This is a genomic window from Pseudomonas delhiensis (assembly GCF_900187975.1).
GTDB classification, from domain to species: domain Bacteria; phylum Pseudomonadota; class Gammaproteobacteria; order Pseudomonadales; family Pseudomonadaceae; genus Pseudomonas; species Pseudomonas delhiensis.
In genome coordinates this window covers 69,260-85,158 of sequence record NZ_FZPC01000013.1, presented here as the reverse complement: position 1 = coordinate 85,158, position 15,899 = coordinate 69,260, and the positions used below count along the sequence as shown (strand labels likewise).

Genomic DNA, 15,899 nt, shown 5'->3' with positions numbered 1-15,899 from the left:
GTGCCAGAGCGAAGTCCGTCCCCCTCTCCCCAACCCTCTCCCTGAAGGGAGAGGGGGCTGTCCCGAGCTGTCGGATAACGCAGAGTCAGCCGGCAAACTCGTAGGGCGAATAACCGTTCGCGGTTATCCGCCGTTGACCAATGCACCGAGGTTCGACGCAAACGGCGGATAACGCCGTAGGCGTTATGCGCCCTACGGGTTGTCGCGAACGTGGGCCCAGGGTTCGCGAGCAAGAACTAGGCGTCCCCCTCGATCCTACGAAAAGCAAAAGCGCTTTTGCTCTGGCGTTTGGGACTTCCAGAGAAATATCCGAGCGCACCGGAACGCCCCTTCAGAAGGCCGAGCGAAACCGGCGCTCAGGAGGTCATGCGACATGGATGTCGCGAGAGCCCCGATCAGCACAGGGACGTGCTGTCGGGGCGGGCCTCCGTGGCGGGGGAATTCGGGAGGGTAGCCCGGCTCCATCGGGCCCGTATGTCGGGGCAAGCCTTCTTGGTTACTTCTTTGAGGTTCGGCTTCCCGACGTTTGAAAGAAGTGACTCGCCCGAGGGGGCGAAACGAGAGATCTCAGCGCACTCGGAGCGGCGCGCTACACCAAGCCCCCAAGCCACTGGGTTACCGCGTTCGCGGGAATGACAAGGTTAAGGGAGGTGCGGGGGCCAAGGTTCTCGAGCAAGCTCGCTCCTACAGCGCGTCGCGCGACCTCAGTCCCCGCGATACTCACACCCACTGGTGCAGGTCTCATGCACCCGCACCCGCGACAGCTCCGGCAACAGCGGCTTGACCTGCTGCCAGATCCAGCGCGAGAGGTTCTCGCTGGTGGGGTTCTCCAGGCCGGGGATGTCGTTCAGGTAGTTGTGGTCGAGCTGCTCGTAGATCGGCTTGAAGATCTGCTTGATCTCGGAGAAGTCGCGGATCCAGCCGGTATACGGGTCGACCTCGCCCTCGATGTACAGCGCCACGCGGAACGAATGGCCGTGCAGGCGGCCGCACTTGTGGCCCTCCGGGACATGGGGCAGGCGGTGGGCGGACTCGAAAGTGAATTCCTTGAACAGTTCCAAGAGGTGGCCTTCAGATCATCAGTGGGCAATTGCAACCGCCTATTGTACCCACTTTGCCGAGCGGCCGGGCATACCCCCGCCGGCTGGTCAGCGCGTCAGCTCGACCTGGACTTCCTCGCCCTCGCGCAGGGTCAGCGGCGCCATGACGGTCGCGCCCACCGTGGTCGGGCCAGTGGCGCCGGTGGTTTCCCAGGTCACCTCGCAGCTCAGGTAATAGCGCCCCGCCGGCACCTGGCCGAAGCTGAAGCGACCCTCGGCATCGGCGCGCACCGTGCGGGTGTAAATTTTTGCCCGGGCATCGGGTTCGCCTAGCGGCCGCCGCTCCTGGTAGGCCTTGTACAGCGGCGCCATGTAGCGCGTCGCCGGGATCAGCGCCACGTCCTTGCCGGCCGCCGGCTTAACGGTGCCGGCGCGGGTGCGGAGGAAGGCGCGGCCATCGATCCTGCCATTGCCGTGGACCGGCAGCGCCTGGTACTCGGCACTGGGGAACTCGTCGAAATGCAGCGGCCGGCCCTGGTTGGGCGAGATGCAGCCGGCCAGGGCGAGGCCGAGCAGGGCGACGAGCAGGTGGCGCATGGGCTTTTCCTTCTGGTTGGCCGCTGTTCGCGCAGTGGCCTTGAAGATAGCCGGGGCGGGCCTCGCTGGTATCCGTGCAGATGGCAGGAGGTTTGTGAGTGTGATAGTGCGGTTCGCGAATCTGTCGACGCTGATGGAGTTTAGCTGGAACTGCAATGATCGATCAGTAAGGAAACGTCAGAAGATTCCGCCGATATAGGCGGCAGCTCCTCCTCCAAATTGTGCGCCGACATTAGTGCCGATCATCAGTATTGCGCCGTTTGCCGATTCTATGAGGAGTTGAATGGCCAGGTTTGCACTGAGGGGACTTGCGGTCATGGGCAGCAGAGCAGCCAAGCGTAGAGGATCGAGGCCAAACAGCAATGCATTGCCGGAAATGCCTGCGGCGAGCCCGACCCCAGCTTCCACGTACAGGCAAGGGCCGCGGAAGTCGGCAGGCGACAGGTCGCGTTTGACGATGTTGCCGGAAGCGAATACTGAGCCGTAGCTTGGAAATGATTCTGCGGCACCCGCGCCGCCTACGCTGCGGCTCCGGATGTTCAGATTGACCTTGCCGAATCGGGGGAGTCGTCCCATCGCCCCAAAGCCGAGTCCTGCGCCGGCAAAACTATAGGTATGAAAAACTTGGTAAGGGGAAATCAGCGTGATGGCTCCCCCTGAGCCAGCCATGAACCCGATCGTTGCGCCGCCTGTTGCGGAAGTGCTGTAGTTCCACCAGCTTTTGCGCAGGCTCAGTTGAAGAGCGCTCATTTGCCACATTCCTTTCTGCGCCGTCGAATCCCCAGTACTGCATGTGTCAGGGCGAAGATGGAGAACACTCCGAAAGTTGCCGGTATAACCCAGATTGCGCCGGGGTCCTTGATCACCGCTGTCCTGCCCGGATCTTCGGGGAGGTAATAGACGTCCACCGCCATTCCTTTCTCATAGCCAAAGATGAATCCCCCTTGCGGGAACTCATATTGCTGGCCTGACAGGGTGGTAAAGCGGATTTCCGGATGAGAACCGCCGGCAGTCAACCGGCTGACCACTCCGGGCGTCACTTCAGCGCTTTCCAGAAAGTCGATTGTCTTCATTGCCGTCGATGCGGCAGCAATCAGGAAGGCGATGCCGATCAGGCCGATGATGATGATGCGAACCGGTGAGGGGGAAGGGGACTCGTGCTCCATGCCAGGCGTTCTCCATCGACAAGCCATGCTTTCTAGCACCTATCCGAAGACGGTAGGAATGCTGGCACTCCGCCTGATATATGACGATATTTTTCGATGAACGTTTGGGGTAGCGGCCGGAGGGCCGCCTGTTATCCGACCCATCCCCTCACTTGAGATCCAGCCGCCGCGCCAGGCGGTTCAGGTTGGCCCGGTCCACCCCCAGTTCGCGGGCCACCGCCGCCCAGTTGCCGGCGTGGCGCTGCAGGCTGGCGGCGATCAGCTGGCGCTGGAAGTCGTCCAGGGCGGTGCGCAGTTCGACGCCGGGTTTCGGCAGTTCGCGGCTGGGCGTGGCCTTGCCGGCCTCGGGGAGCGGCAGGCCCTGGTCGAGGCCGAGGTCGTCGAGCTCCAGGGTGAGGATGCGCGGGCGCTCGGGGCTTGCGGCCAGGGCCTTGAGCGAGGCGCGGCCGATCAGGTGTTCCAGTTCGCGCACGTTGCCCGGCCAGGGGTAGCCGAGCAGGGCGGCCTGGGCCTCGGCGCTCAGGCGCAGGCTGCGCAGGCCCAGGCGCGGGCGGTTCTGCTCGAGGAAGTAGCCGGCCAGCAGCAGGATGTCGTTGCCGCGCTCGCGCAGCGGCGGAACGTGCAACGGGTAGACGCTCATTCGGTGGTAGAGGTCGGCGCGGAAGCGCCCGGCGCGCACTTCCGCGGCCAGGTCGCGGTTGGTGGCGGCGATCAGGCGCACGTCCACCCGGTGCTCGCGGTCCGAGCCCAGGCGCTGCAGCTGGCCGCTCTGCAGCACGCGCAGCAGCTTGGCCTGGATCGCCAGGGGCAGCTCGCCCACTTCGTCGAGGAACAGGGTGCCGCCGTCGGCCAGCTCGAATTTGCCGCGGCGCTCGCCCACGGCGCCGGAGAAGGCCCCGCGCACGTGGCCGAAGAGTTCGCTCTCCACCAGGGTTTCCGGCAGCGCCGCGCAGTTCAGGCTGACCAGCGGCTGGGTGTGGCGCAGCGAGCGCTGGTGGATGGCCTGGGCCACCAGTTCCTTGCCCACGCCGGTCTCGCCGGTGACCAGCACGCTGAGGTCGCTGCCGGCCACCAGCTTGATCTCGTCCACCAGTTGGCGGTGCGCCGGGCTCTGCCCGACCAGCTCGCGCGGGGCTTCGCCGGCGGCGCGCTGGTAGGCGTCGGCGCGCTGCTGCTCGTGCTCGGCGCGCAGGGCCAGGTCGAGCATGCGCTGGCTGGCCTTCACCGTGGCCGCCGCCAGGCTGGCGAAGGCCTGCAGGTTGTCCAGGTCGCCGCTGGAGAAGCGCCCGGGCTCGAGGGCGTCGAGGGTCAGCAGGCCCCAGGGCTGCTCGTCCAGGTACAGCGGGCAGCCCATGCAGTCGTGCACTTCCAGGTGCACGCCTTCCACCAGGCCGTCGTAGGGGTCGGGCAGGCCGCAGTTGGCGTCGAACAGGGTGGGCCCCGGGCGTTCCAGCAGGGCCCGCAGGCGCGGGTGTTCGGTGATCTTGAAGCGGCGGCCGAGGGTGTCCGGGCTCAGGCCGTCCACCGCCAGCGGCACCAGTTGCTCGCCTTCCAGGCGCAGCAGGGCGCTGGCATCGCAGGGCAGCAGTTCGCGCAGGGCTTCCAGCAGGCGGCGGTAACGTTCCTCGTCGGGCAACTCGCGGGACAGGTCGTCGACCAGGGGGAGCAGGGTGGCAAGCAAGGGGTTTCTGGTCATTTTGACCTCTAGGCAGTCCATATGACTCGAGTGAATGCTGGTCATTATGACTTCTGCCGTGGCGAAAGTCCCGGAAATACCGGGCTGCGACCTTGGCATGCTTCCTGAAGTATCCCAGGCAGATCCCACCCTGTCTTGCGTTCCAAGGAGATCCGCATGCTGTCCAACGAACACCGCACCCTGATCAAGGCGACCGTCCCGCTGCTGGAAACCGGTGGCGAAGCCCTGACCCGGCACTTCTACCAGCTGATGCTGACCGAGTACCCGCAGGTGCGCCCGCTCTTCAACCAGGCCCACCAGGCGTCCGGCGACCAGCAACGGGCCCTGGCCAACGGCGTGCTGATGTACGCCCGTCACATCGACGAACTCGAGCGCCTCGGCCCGCTGGTGGGGCAGATCGTCAACAAGCACGTGTCGCTGCAGATTCTCCCGGAACATTATCCCATCGTCGGCTCCTGCCTGCTGCGCGCCATCCGCGAGGTGCTCGGCGAGGAAATCGCCACCGACGAGGTGATCGCCGCCTGGGCCGCGGCCTACCAGCAACTGGCCGACATCCTGATCGGCGCCGAGGAGTCGGTGTACGCCCGCAATGCCGCCGAAGAGGGTGGCTGGCGCGGTGCGCGGCGCTTCCGCGTGGCGCGCAAGGTGGCCGAGAGCGAGGAGATCGTCTCCTTCTACCTGCAACCGGTGGACGGCGGCGCGCTGCTGGACTTCGAACCGGGCCAGTACATCGGCCTGCGCCTGGAGCTGGATGGCGAGGAAGTGCGCCGCAACTATTCGCTGTCGGCCCCGGCCAACGGCCGCGAGTACCGCATCAGCGTCAAGCGCGAGCCCGAGGGCAGGGTTTCCAGCTACCTGCACGACCAGGTCCAGGAGGGCGACGAGATCGACCTGTTCCCGCCGGCCGGGGACTTCGTCCTGGGCGACAGCGACAAGCCGCTGGCGCTGATCACCGCGGGCGTCGGCATCACCCCGTCGCTGGCCATGCTGCAGCAGGCGCTGGACGCCGGCCGCGTGGTGCACTTCATCCACTGCGCGCGCCACGGCGGCGTGCACGCTTTCCGCGAGTTCATCGAGAACCAGGCGCGCAAGCACCCGACGCTGCTGCACTTCTTCTGCTACAGCGAGCCGCGCGAGCAGGACCAGGCCGATGCCGAGGGCTTCATCAGCCAGCAGCTGCTGAGCAACTGGCTGCCGGCGCAGCGCGACCTGGACGCCTACTTCCTCGGGCCCAAGCCGTTCATGGCCCAGGTGAAGCGCCACCTGCGCGCGCTGGGCGTGCCCGAAAAGCAGTGCCACTACGAGTTCTTCGGCCCCGCCAGCGCGCTGGAGGCCTGACGCAAGACCGGCCGGCCCCCGCGGGCCGGCCACCCTGTACTACCGGAGGTGTGTGATGAAAGGCTTCTTCTCCTGTCCGCAACGCAATCTCGGCCATTCCAACGCCCTGCTCAGCGCAGGTGCCGCTATGCTGCTGGGGGGCATCTTCGGCGCCTATTTCATCGACGCCTTCCTCAACCTGCCGCAACTGGTGGCCGCCCACGCCCTGACCGTCCTCGGGCCGACCGCCATCAAGCTGGGCTACGTGCTGCGCCTGATCGCCCAGCGGCAGATGCGCCAACCGGGCTGGGAGGTCTGTTGTGCTGTTGGTTGATCGCAAGGTTCTTTTGGCGATCCCGCCGCTGTGGCGGCTGGGTTTCCGTCCTTTCTTCCTCGGCGGGGCGCTGTTCGCGGCGCTCGCCATCTTCCTCTGGCTCGCCGCGCTGGCCGGCTGGCTGCCCGGGTGGCAGCCGCTGGGCGGCTGGCTGGGCTGGCACCGCCACGAGATGGTGTTCGGCTTCGCCCTGGCGATCATCGCCGGCTTCCTGCTCACCGCGGTGCAGACCTGGACCGGCCGCCCGGGCCTTAGCGGCGCGCCGCTGCGCAACCTGGCGCTGCTCTGGCTGGCGGCGCGGCTGGCCTGGCTGCTGGGCGCGCCCTGGTGGCTGGCGGCCGTGCTGGAGCTGGCCTTCCCGCCGGCGCTGGCCTGGTTCGTCGGCCGCAGCCTCTACCAGGTGCGGCAGACGCGCAATTACCCGGTGCTGATGGTGCTGGTCCTGCTGACCCTGGCCGATGCCCAGGTCATGGCCGGCCAGGCGCTGGGCAATGAGGCCTGGCAGCGCGGCGGCGTCCTGGCGGCGCTGTGGCTGGTGGTGGCGCTGATGAGCCTGATCGGCGGGCGGGTGATTCCCTTCTTCACCCAGCGCGGCCTGGGGCGTACCGCCCAGGTGCCGGCCTGGCCGTGGCTGGACTGGGCGCTGCTGCTGGGCGGCGCGCTGCTGGCGGTGCTCAGCGCCACTGGCCCGGCCCTGCAACCGGGGCCGGTGCTGGCGGTGCTGTTCGGCCTGCTCGGCCTGGGCCACCTGGTGCGCCTGTGGCGCTGGTACGACCGCGACCTGTGGAACGTGCCGCTACTGTGGTCGTTGCACCTGGCGTATGCCTGGATGACCCTGGCGCTGTTCGGCCTGGCGGCGTCCGCGGCCGGCGCGGCGCTGCCGTCCAGCCTGCCGCTGCACGCGCTGACCGTGGGCGGCGTCGGCGGGCTGATCCTGGCGATGATCGCCCGCGTCAGCCTTGGCCACACCGGCCGCGCGCTGCAGCCGCCGAAGGCGATGGCCTGGGGCTTCGCCCTGCTCAACCTGGGCGTGCTGGCGCGGGTGGTGGTGGTGTGGTGGCTGCCGCTGGGCGGCCTGCAGCTGGCGGCGCTGTGCTGGTCGCTGGCGTTCCTGATCTTCGCCGGGTACTACGGGCCGATGCTGTGGAAGGCTCGGATCGACGGGCAGCCGGGGTAGGGGAGTCATCCTGTGGGGTGTGGGCGCGGTCCATCGCGGACGGAGTCCGCTCCTACGCTGCCCGAGCCATGCCATTCCCCTGTAGGAGCGCGCCCTGCGCGCGAATCGCGGGCAGGGCCCGCTCCTACAATGGGGCGACATGGGAGACGCGAATTTTGATCCAGTCACCCCCGCGAACGAGGGAGCCCAGAAGACAGTTGCTCCTACGTACGTGCTTCCCTGTTGAGCCCGGCGCGGCTTGGACAGCGGCTCCGTGCTCGGCAGCGAGCGGGATGGGGCCGCGGTCAAACGGCGGATAACGCTTCGCGTTATTCGCCCTACGCCAAGCCCACCATGGACGTAGGGCGAATAACCGTTCGCGGTTATCCGCCGCTACACCTTCCTTGCCAGCCACTCCATGGCTGAACCTGACGGCGGCTCCTTGCCCGGCGTATGGCCAAGGCCAAATGGTGGATAACGCCGTAGGCGTTATGCGCCCTACAGGGGGACCAGCCTTTCTCCCAGGCGGCCGCCGTCGGCCAGTTCGAGGAATTCGTCGCCCAGCCGCCGGCTTTCGTCCATCGCCTTGTTCCAGTAGCGCTCGCGGCCGGCGTCGTCGCCCAGGTAGCGCTTGAAGTCCTTGCGGTCCGGCAGCTTGTCGTGGGGCAGGCGGGCCAGGTACTCGCGGGACGGGGCGAGCAGCAGCACATCCTGCAGGCGGGTGGCGTCGCCGCGGCGCCAGGGTAGGCCCTTGTCGAACCAGCCGGGGATGACCTTGTCGGTGAAGTGCGGGTAGAGCACCACGCCGTCGGTCGCGTAGGGGAGGTCGAGGTGGTAGTCGAGCAGGCCGCCGTCGCGGTAGGTGCCCCGGCCCGCGCCGGGGATGTCGCGCACGCCCTGCATGACCATGGGGATGGAGCCGGAGGCGAGCAGGGCATGGCGCAGGTTGCCCAGGCCCAGCGGCAGGCAGCGCGAGGGGAAGTCCTGCAGCGGCGCCAGCGGTGGGGCCAGGCGCGCGTCGTGGAGGATCACCCGTTCGAAGTGGCGGTGCAGGTGGCGGCGGCCGAGCAGGTTGTCGCGGATCACCGCGCCCAGGCCCAGGCCGAGGGTGCGCTTGCCGTCGTCGGCCAGGCGCCCGTGGCTCTTCACCACCACCACGTTGAGGCGGTAGTGCGGGTTGGCCAGCACGCTGGCGTCCTGCCCGGCGAGCAGGTCGTCGAGCATCCGCGTGCAGCTGGCCGAGACTTCGGCGATGTCCGCGTTGCGCGAGAAGCGCTGCTGCGTGTACAGCTCACCCAGGCGGCGGATGCCGGCGGCGGCGTCCGGCAGGCAGGCGCTGGCGAAGCGCCAGGAGCCGATCGAGGCGCCGATCAGCGAGCGCTCGCGCGGCGCGCGCGGCAGCCATTCGCCGAACAGCGCCAGGTCCAGCCCCTGGATGCCCAGCGCCTTCGGCCCGCCGGCGGCGCCGGGGAGGATGCCGACGTCGGCGGGCGCCAGGCCGCGTTCGCGGATGCGCCGCAGGGCGCGGGCACCGGCCTTGAGGACGAGGGCGGGGGACTTGATGTGGATGGCGGTCATGGGGGCTCTCTCCGGCGAGGCGGCGATTATAAGCGTTGTATTTTCCTAGGCAGCATCCTTCAGCCGGTGAATGATCCGCCCCGCCTCATTCAGCTTGGGTTAATGGCCCTTCGATAGCCTGCGCTCATTGGCAATTCGCAGGAGTCTTCCCCATGCAAACCCTTATCCGCCTGATCGCCGCCGCCGGCCTGCTCGGCGCCTCCAGCCTGGCGCTGGCCCACGACATCGGCCCCGACGAGGCCCTGCGCCTGCGCGACGCCGGCACCATCCAGGACTTCCAGCGCCTCAACCAGGCCGCGCTGGGCAAGCACCCCGGCGGAACCGTGTACGATAGCGAGCTTGAACTGGAACACGGCCGCTACCTGTACAAGGTCGACGTCAAGGACGCCCAGGGGGTGAAATGGGACGTCGAACTGGACGCGGTGAGCGGCGAAGTGCTCAAGGACCGCCAGGATCACTGATGACCTATCCTCTGCGTTACGCCCTGCTCGCCGCTCTGTGCGTCGCCGGGCCGGCGCTGGCCCACGACCTCAGCCAGGACGAGGCCCTGCGCCTGACCCGCGAAGGGGTGATCCGCCCCTTCGAGTCGATACTGCCGGCGGCGCTGCAGCGCTACCCCGGCTCGCGCCTGCTCGAGGCGGAGCTTGAGAAGGAGCACGACACCTACATCTACGAGATAGAACTGCTCACCCCCGGTGGCGTGGTCCGCGAACTGGAACTGGATGCCCGTGACGGGCGCATCCTCAAGGATAAGGAAGACGACTGATGCGTCTGCTGCTGGTGGAGGACCACGTCCCCCTCGCCGACGAACTGCTGGCCGGCCTGACCCGCCAGGGCTACGCCGTGGACTGGCTGGCCGACGGCCGCGACGCCGCGGTGCAGGGGGCCAGCGAGCCCTACGACCTGATCATCCTCGACCTCGGCCTGCCGGGCCGCCCCGGCCTGGACGTGCTGCGCGAATGGCGCGGCCTGGGCCTGGCCACCCCGGTGCTGATCCTCACCGCGCGCGGTTCCTGGGCCGAGCGCATCGACGGGCTGAAGGCCGGCGCCGACGACTACCTGACCAAGCCCTTCCACCCCGAGGAACTCTTCCTGCGCATCCAGGCCCTGCTGCGCCGCGCCCACGGCGTGGCCAACCAGGCCCAGCTGGAGGCCGGCGGCCTGCGCCTGGACGAGGCGCGCCAATGCGTGCTGCAGGGCGACCGGGAGGTCGACCTGACTTCCGCCGAGTTCCGCCTGCTGCGCTACTTCATGCTGCACCCGGGCCAGCTGCTGTCCAAGTCGCACCTGGCCGAGCACCTCTACGACGGCGAGACCGAGCGCGACTCCAACGTCATCGAGGTGCACATCAACCACCTGCGCCGCAAGCTCGGCCGCGAGATCATCGAAACCCGCCGCGGCCAGGGCTACCGCTTCGCCGGCAGCGCCGGGGGCGCGGCTTGATCTCGATCCAGCGGCGCCTGGGCTTCGGCCTCGCCGCTGTGCTGCTGGTGATCGGCCTGGCGCTGGCCCAGGCCGGGCTCTGGCTGTTCGACCAGGGCCTGCGCCGCTACCTCGCCAGCGGCCTGCAGGACGAGGCGGAAAGCCTGCTGGTGGCGATCATCCGCGGCCCGGCCGGGCTGCAACTGGACCCGCAGCGCGTCGACGGCGCCTACGAGCGGCTGTTCTCCGGGCGCTACTTCCAGATCCACTTCGAGCAGACCGACTGGCGCTCCCGCTCGCTGTGGGACCACGAGCTGAAGGTGCCGGCCCAACCGGGCCTGCGCGAAGGCCTGGCCAAGGGCCCGGAAGGCCAGCGCCTGCTGGTCTTCCGCGGCGACTACAAGCGCTACGGCCGCAACCTGCGGATCAGCGTGGCGCAGGACTACACGCCGATCCTCAAGAGCTTCAACCGCCTGCGCAACATCGGCCTGGGCGCCGGGGTGCTGGCGCTGCTGCTGATCCTGTTCTTCCAGCGCCTGACGGTGCGCCGCGCGCTGCGCCCGCTGGAGCGGGTGCGCCAGCAGATCGCCCAGCTGCAGGACGGCCAGCGCAGCCAACTGGACACCCAGGTGCCGCAGGAGCTGGAGCCGCTGGTGGAGCAGGTCAACCACCTGCTGCAGCACACCGAGGAAACCCTGCGCCGCTCGCGCAACGCCCTGGGCAACCTCGGCCATGCGCTGAAGACGCCGCTGGCGGTGCTGATCAGCCTGGCCGAGCGCGAGGAGCTGCAGCAGCACCCGGAGCTGAAGCGGGTGCTGCAGGAGCAGCTGGAGCAGATCGACCAGCGCCTGGCCCGCGAGCTGGGCCGCGCGCGCCTGGTGGGCGAGGCGCTGCCCGGCGCGCACTTCGACTGCGACGCCGAGCTGCCCAGCCTGCGCGAGATGCTCCAGCTGATCCACGGCCAGCACCTGCGCATCACCTGCGCGGCGGAGCCCGGCCTGCGCCTGCCGTTCGACCGCGAGGACCTGCTGGAACTGCTCGGCAACCTGCTGGACAACGCCTGCAAGTGGGCGGCCGGCGAGGTACGCCTGCAGGTGGAGAAGCGCGAGGACGGCTACCGCCTGCTGGTGGACGACGACGGCCCGGGCATCGCCGAGGAACTGCGCGACAGCGTGCTCGAACGCGGCACCCGCCTGGACGAGCAGGTGGCCGGCCACGGCCTGGGCCTGGGCATCGCCCGCGACATCGCCGAGGCTTGCGGCGGCAGCCTGGCGCTGGAGGGCAGCGAGCTGGGCGGGCTGCGGGTGCGGGTGGCCCTGCCGAGGCGGGCGGCGGCCTAGGGCGCGCCGCCCGGCGCTCGGTCGCCGAGGCGTTCCAGGGTGCGCAGCAGCACGTCCACCTTGGTCAGCGACTCGGCGTACTCCGCCTCCCAGTCCGAATCGGCGACGATGCCGCCGCCGCCCCAGCAACTGACCTGGCCGTCCTTCACCAGCAGGGTGCGGATGGTGATGGAGCTGTCCAGTTCGCCGCGCACGTCCAGGTAGAACAGGCTGCCGCAATAGATGCCGCGGCGGCTGGGCTCCAGCTCGTCGATGATCTGCATGGCGCGGACCTTGGGCGCGCCGGTGATGGAGCCGCCGGGGAAGCTGCCCAGCAGCAGGTCGAGGGCGTCCTTGCCGGCGGCCAGCTCGCCGGTCACGCTGCTGACCAGGTGGTGCACGTTGGGGTAGCTCTCCAGCGCGAACAGCTCCGGCACCCGCACCGTGCCGGGCGTGCAGCTGCGCCCCAGGTCGTTGCGCAGCAGGTCGACGATCATCAGGTTCTCGGCGCGGTCCTTGGGGCTGGCCAGCAGTTCCCCGGCGTTGGCCGCGTCTTCCGCGGGCGTGCGGCCGCGCGGGCGGGTGCCCTTGATCGGGCGCGTCTCCACCTGGCGCCGGTGCATGCGGATGAAGCGCTCGGGCGACAGGCTGAGGATGGCGCCCTCGCCCAGGCCCAGGTAGCCGGCGAAGGGCGTCGGGCAGGCCGCGCGCAGGGCCAGGTAGGCCTGCCAGGGCGCGCCGCTGCAGGGCGCGCGGAAGCGCTGGGTGTAGTTCACCTGGTAGCAGTCGCCGGCGAGGATGTAGCTTTGCACCCGCTCCAGGGCCTGGCGGTACTGCTCGCGGCTCAGGTCCGGGCGGAAGCCGGCGTGCAGGCGGAAGGGCGGCAGCGGCGCCGGCGCCTCGTCGGCCTCGAACAGCGCCAGCAGGCGCTGGCGCTCGGCGGCTTCCAGGCGCGGGTGGAACACCAGCTGGCTGCTGCCGAGCTGGTGGTCGGTGACCAGCGCCCAGGCGTACAGGCCGACCCGTGCGTCGGGCAGGCCGATGTCGTCCCGGCTGTGCTGCGGCAGGCGTTCGATGCGCCGTCCCAGGTCGTAGCCCAGGTAGCCGATCAGCCCGCCGACGAATGGCAGGTCCGGCACTTCCGCCGCTTCGGCCTGTCCGAGGCTCTGCAGCGCCGTGCGCAGGCGGGCGAAGAACGCCTTGGCCGATTCGTCGGCACTTGGCGCCAGTTCTGCCAATGGCCAGGCGCTCATAAGGTCATAGCGTCCACGGTCGGCGCCAGGCCTGCCGGCGTCCAGGAGCACGGCGCCGGGCGCGCCGGCGATACGGGCGAAGCGCGCCGTCGGGTCTTCCCGGTAGGGGAGCGGGTGTACGAAGTAGCGGGACATAGGTAGGAACAGGAACCCTGGGCTAGGCTGAGAGCCATTCCTGCGCACGCCCGAAGAGTCGATGCTAGAGCCCTTCTCTTCGGTTTACGCAAGGTAAGCATTCTGATAAGAATTGGATTATCCCGCGGAAGCCATGCTCCGTACCACAACGATAATGAAACAGGGATAGAGGCCGTGGACGTAGTGCTAAAAACCGCAGCCGGCAGCCTTCTGCGTACCAGATCGACATCCTCCGGGGTGCCTGCCGAATACCAGTACCGCCCCCAGCTCCAGGCTGCCCTGGAGCGTTCCACCCAGCATCGCGTCCTGCTCTTCAGCGCCCCCGCCGGGTTCGGCAAGAGCGCCGCGCTGGCCCTGCTCGCCGAGCGCCGCGAAGCGCAGGGGCAGAAGGTGGTATGGCTTTCCCTGGAGGGCTCCGACGACGACCCCGGGCGCTTCTGCGGCAAGCTCACCGAGGCCCTGGCCGCCGGCCTGCCGGACGTCGGCGCGGATGCCGCCGCCTACCTGCACAATACGCTGCGGGTGCCGGCCGTGGCGGTCATGGAAAGCCTGCTCTGCGACCTGCTGCGGGTCGACGTGCCGCTGCTGCTGGTGCTCGACGACCTGGACCGGATCACCCACCCGGACATCTTCGCCGGCCTCAACCGCCTGGTGCAGTACGCCCCGCCGGGCCTGACCCTGGCCATCGGCAGCCGCTCGCAGCCGCCGCTGAGCCTCGCCACCTGGCGGGCCAAGGGCCTGCTGCTGGAAGTGGGGGTGGAAGAGCTGCGCCTGAGCCAGGAGCAGACCGGCGAGTACCTGCGCGGCGAAGGCGTGGAGCTCGACGAGGCCGCCCTGAAGGCCGTGTACGCCCGGACCGAGGGCTGGGTGATGGGCGTGCAGCTGTTCGGCCTGTGGCTGCGCCAGCCGCCCGCCGGTGCCCAGCGCGACCTGGCCGGGCTCGGCGGCGGCCCCGCCGAGGTCGGCGACTACCTGTTGCGCAGCGTCTTCGAACGCCTGCCCCGGGACATCCGCGACAGCCTGCTGACGCTCAGCGTGGCGAGCCGCTTCAATGGCGAGCTGGCCAACGCCCTGACCGGCCGCCAGGACGGCCAGGCCCTGCTGGAGCGCCTGGACAGCCTGCAGCTGTTCCTCATGCCGCTGGACCGCGAGCGCCACTGGTACCGCTTCCACCAGCTGTTCGCCGACTTCCTCCGCGCGCACCTGCGCGAACGCGAGCCGGAGCGCTTCAAGCAACTGCACTTCAACGCCAGCCTGTGGTTCACCAACCACCACATGCCGACCCTGGCCATCGAGCACGCCTGCCTGGCCGAGGACCCGGAGATGCTCGCCGCGCTGGTGGACGGCTACGGCCTGGAACTGATCAACCGCGGCCAGCTGTACCTGATCTCGCGCTGGCGCCGGCAGGTGCCCGACGAGATCGCCGCGCGCTACCCCATCCTGGTGCTCAGCGACGTCTGGACCCGCGCCAGCGAGCTGAGCCTGCCCGAGGCCAACCGCATGCTCGACGAGCTGCTGGCGCGCTGGAGCGACGGTAAGCCGCAGACGCCGATGGGCGACCAGTACCTCTCGGCGCTGGCGGTCAAGGCCGTGCTGGCGCTGCAGAAGGACGACCTCGAGCAGTGCATCGCCCTGGCCCGCCGGGTGGAGAGCCAGCTGGGGCAGAACTCGGCCTTCCTCGAATGCGCCGTGCTGCTGGTCGCCGCCTTCGCCCAGGTCATGCACGGCCAGCCCGAGCAGGCGCGCCGCCTGATGGGCCTGGCGCAGCAGCGCAACCACTTCCTCGACGGCCGCTACCTGCACATGCAACTGTCCACCATCGAGGTGATGCTGGCCCTGGAACAGGGCCAGGTGAAGCAGGCGCAGCTGCTGGTGGAGCGCGTCAAGCAGCAGGCCGTGCCGCTGTTCGACCGGCGTTCCCAGGCGCTGGCCCTGCCAGCCATCACCGAGAGCCTGACCGCCTACTACCGCATGGACGTCGATGGCCTGGAAGAGCGCCTGCGCTGGGCGCTGGGGCGCGTCGACGTGATCAACCCCATCGACCTCTATGCCCAGGGCATGCAGTGCCTGGCGCGGGTGCAGCGCCTGCAGGGGCGCGGCAAGGAGGCCCTGGCGACTCTCGGGCTGATGCAGAGCCTGGCCTCGCGCAACCATTCCTGGCGCATCTTCGCCATGGCCGTGGGCGAGGAGATCAACCTGATCCTCCAGGAGCCGGCGGCGGACCGTTGCAAGCGCGCCGAACAGCGCCTGAACGGCATCGACTGGCAGAAGCTCGCCGCCTCCTACCGCCAGGGGCCGTTCAACCCGGTGCTCTGGGTGCGCGGCCTGAGCCGCGTGCGCCTGCTGCAGGCGCGCGGCCACTTCAGCGAGGCGCTGCACGAGATCACCCAGCTGCGCGGCCTGCTGCAGCCCAACTGGCACGGCCTGCAGCGCCTGCGCCTGGACCTGCTGGCGGCCCTCAGCTACCAGCGCCTGGGCTACCAGGAGCGCGCCAACAGCCTGCTCGGGCAATGCCTGGTGGGCGCCGAGCGCGAAGGCGTGCGCAGCCTGTTCATCGAGGAGGGCGAGGGCATCCGCCTGATGCTCCAGCAACTGGAGGCCACCGAGCGCCAGCCGGCGCTGCAGGTGTTCATCCGCAGCCTGCTGGGGCTCTGGCCCGGCCAGGAAACGCGCAAGGCACAGGACGTGCTCGAGGAAGGGCTGACCGACCGCGAGCGGGAAGTGGTGTGCCTGGCGGCCCTGGGGCTCTCCAACGAGGAGATCGGCCAGCGGCTGTCGCTGGCCCTGGGCACCGTCAAATGGCACCTGCACAACATCTACGAGAAGCTCAAGGTGCGCAATCGGACCCAAGCGATTCGCCGTGCCCGCGAGCTGAGCCTGCTCTGA

Annotated in this window: 15 protein-coding genes; 8 read left to right on the top strand and 7 right to left on the bottom strand. The window is 69.0% G+C overall.

Translation table 11 applies throughout. The features are described 5' to 3' along the window. Positions 1–704 precede the first annotated feature (704 nt). The 5 genes from queD to norR all read right to left on the bottom strand — a co-directional run bounded on the left by queD (position 705) and on the right by norR (position 4,499). Positions 705–1,061 carry a 6-carboxytetrahydropterin synthase QueD gene (gene queD, locus CHC02_RS13535; protein WP_089391973.1) on the bottom strand — a complete coding sequence of 119 codons (357 nt, stop codon included), beginning with the start codon at positions 1,059–1,061 and terminating at the stop codon, positions 705–707. A gap of 87 nt (positions 1,062–1,148) precedes the next feature. Next, complete coding sequence (locus tag CHC02_RS13530) at positions 1,149–1,637, bottom strand: carboxypeptidase-like regulatory domain-containing protein (RefSeq protein WP_089391972.1); 489 nt, start codon at positions 1,635–1,637, stop codon at positions 1,149–1,151. A 177-nt stretch (positions 1,638–1,814) separates the two neighbouring features. After that, positions 1,815–2,387 carry a hypothetical protein gene (locus CHC02_RS13525; protein ID WP_089391971.1) on the bottom strand — a complete coding sequence of 191 codons (573 nt, stop codon included), beginning with the start codon at positions 2,385–2,387 and terminating at the stop codon, positions 1,815–1,817. Then, entirely contained in the window at positions 2,384–2,803 is a 420-nt protein-coding gene (locus CHC02_RS13520; protein WP_167364829.1) for a DUF3592 domain-containing protein, read from the bottom strand. Before CHC02_RS13520 ends, CHC02_RS13525 begins: the two co-directional genes overlap by 4 nt. A 148-nt stretch (positions 2,804–2,951) precedes the next feature. Continuing rightward, positions 2,952–4,499, bottom strand: a complete 1,548-nt coding sequence (gene norR, locus CHC02_RS13515) for a nitric oxide reductase transcriptional regulator NorR (protein ID WP_089391969.1) — start codon at positions 4,497–4,499, stop codon at positions 2,952–2,954. Positions 4,500–4,655: 156 nt separating this feature from the next. Here norR and hmpA point away from each other — a divergent pair, with 156 nt between their 5' ends. From hmpA to CHC02_RS13500, 3 genes are read left to right on the top strand one after another with little or no spacing between them, the layout of a single operon-like run. Continuing rightward, the gene (hmpA, locus tag CHC02_RS13510; RefSeq protein ID WP_089391968.1) at positions 4,656–5,837 is read left to right on the top strand and encodes an NO-inducible flavohemoprotein; all 1,182 of its coding nucleotides are present in this window, start codon (positions 4,656–4,658) and stop codon (positions 5,835–5,837) included. Positions 5,838–5,892: 55 nt separating this feature from the next. Next, complete coding sequence (locus CHC02_RS13505; RefSeq protein WP_089391967.1) at positions 5,893–6,150, top strand: transmembrane sensor/regulator PpyR; 258 nt, start codon at positions 5,893–5,895, stop codon at positions 6,148–6,150. Then, positions 6,137–7,327, top strand: coding sequence for an NnrS family protein (locus tag CHC02_RS13500; RefSeq protein WP_089391966.1), 1,191 nt, complete (start codon positions 6,137–6,139; stop codon positions 7,325–7,327). The genes CHC02_RS13505 and CHC02_RS13500 overlap by 14 nt, the downstream gene beginning before the upstream one ends. Positions 7,328–7,804: 477 nt before the next feature. On the opposite strand, the gene CHC02_RS13495 is transcribed toward CHC02_RS13500, so the two are convergent. Further along, positions 7,805–8,884: a hypothetical protein gene (locus tag CHC02_RS13495; RefSeq protein WP_089391965.1), complete on the bottom strand. Its 1,080-nt coding sequence runs from the start codon at positions 8,882–8,884 to the stop codon at positions 7,805–7,807. Between the two features lie 152 nt (positions 8,885–9,036). On the opposite strand from CHC02_RS13495, the gene CHC02_RS13490 reads away from it, so the two are divergent. From CHC02_RS13490 to CHC02_RS13475, 4 genes are read left to right on the top strand one after another with little or no spacing between them, the layout of a single operon-like run. Then, the gene (locus tag CHC02_RS13490; protein ID WP_089391964.1) at positions 9,037–9,345 is read left to right on the top strand and encodes a PepSY domain-containing protein; all 309 of its coding nucleotides are present in this window, start codon (positions 9,037–9,039) and stop codon (positions 9,343–9,345) included. Next, positions 9,345–9,650 carry a PepSY domain-containing protein gene (locus CHC02_RS13485; protein ID WP_089391963.1) on the top strand — a complete coding sequence of 102 codons (306 nt, stop codon included), beginning with the start codon at positions 9,345–9,347 and terminating at the stop codon, positions 9,648–9,650. Before CHC02_RS13490 ends, CHC02_RS13485 begins: the two co-directional genes overlap by 1 nt. Then, positions 9,650–10,327 carry a response regulator transcription factor gene (locus tag CHC02_RS13480; RefSeq protein WP_089391962.1) on the top strand — a complete coding sequence of 226 codons (678 nt, stop codon included), beginning with the start codon at positions 9,650–9,652 and terminating at the stop codon, positions 10,325–10,327. The genes CHC02_RS13485 and CHC02_RS13480 overlap by 1 nt, the downstream gene beginning before the upstream one ends. Beyond that, positions 10,324–11,646, top strand: coding sequence for a sensor histidine kinase (locus tag CHC02_RS13475; protein ID WP_089391961.1), 1,323 nt, complete (start codon positions 10,324–10,326; stop codon positions 11,644–11,646). The genes CHC02_RS13480 and CHC02_RS13475 overlap by 4 nt, the downstream gene beginning before the upstream one ends. On the opposite strand, the gene pabB is transcribed toward CHC02_RS13475, so the two are convergent. Next, on the bottom strand, positions 11,643–13,013 hold the full coding sequence (gene pabB, locus CHC02_RS13470) for an aminodeoxychorismate synthase component I (RefSeq protein ID WP_089391960.1): 1,371 nt from the start codon (positions 13,011–13,013) through the stop codon (positions 11,643–11,645). The two genes, CHC02_RS13475 and pabB, sit on opposite strands and share 4 nt — an antisense overlap. 174 nt (positions 13,014–13,187) lie before the next feature. Between pabB and CHC02_RS13465 the strand changes: the two genes are divergently transcribed. After that, the gene (locus tag CHC02_RS13465; RefSeq protein ID WP_089391959.1) at positions 13,188–15,899 is read left to right on the top strand and encodes a winged helix-turn-helix domain-containing protein; all 2,712 of its coding nucleotides are present in this window, start codon (positions 13,188–13,190) and stop codon (positions 15,897–15,899) included.

What these genes read in the sequence shown, in the direction of transcription:
- pabB (WP_089391960.1), bottom strand. Translation starts at nt 13,013, where the DNA reads ATGTCCCGCTACTTCGTACACCCGCTCCCCTACCGGGAAGACCCGACG.
- CHC02_RS13530 (WP_089391972.1), bottom strand. Translation starts at nt 1,637, where the DNA reads ATGCGCCACCTGCTCGTCGCCCTGCTCGGCCTCGCCCTGGCCGGCTGC.
- CHC02_RS13525 (WP_089391971.1), bottom strand. Translation starts at nt 2,387, where the DNA reads ATGAGCGCTCTTCAACTGAGCCTGCGCAAAAGCTGGTGGAACTACAGC.
- CHC02_RS13495 (WP_089391965.1), bottom strand. Translation starts at nt 8,884, where the DNA reads ATGACCGCCATCCACATCAAGTCCCCCGCCCTCGTCCTCAAGGCCGGT.
- CHC02_RS13480 (WP_089391962.1), top strand. Translation starts at nt 9,650, where the DNA reads ATGCGTCTGCTGCTGGTGGAGGACCACGTCCCCCTCGCCGACGAACTG.
- CHC02_RS13485 (WP_089391963.1), top strand. Translation starts at nt 9,345, where the DNA reads ATGACCTATCCTCTGCGTTACGCCCTGCTCGCCGCTCTGTGCGTCGCC.
- hmpA (WP_089391968.1), top strand. Translation starts at nt 4,656, where the DNA reads ATGCTGTCCAACGAACACCGCACCCTGATCAAGGCGACCGTCCCGCTG.
- CHC02_RS13505 (WP_089391967.1), top strand. Translation starts at nt 5,893, where the DNA reads ATGAAAGGCTTCTTCTCCTGTCCGCAACGCAATCTCGGCCATTCCAAC.
- CHC02_RS13490 (WP_089391964.1), top strand. Translation starts at nt 9,037, where the DNA reads ATGCAAACCCTTATCCGCCTGATCGCCGCCGCCGGCCTGCTCGGCGCC.
- CHC02_RS13520 (WP_167364829.1), bottom strand. Translation starts at nt 2,803, where the DNA reads ATGGAGCACGAGTCCCCTTCCCCCTCACCGGTTCGCATCATCATCATC.
- norR (WP_089391969.1), bottom strand. Translation starts at nt 4,499, where the DNA reads ATGACCAGAAACCCCTTGCTTGCCACCCTGCTCCCCCTGGTCGACGAC.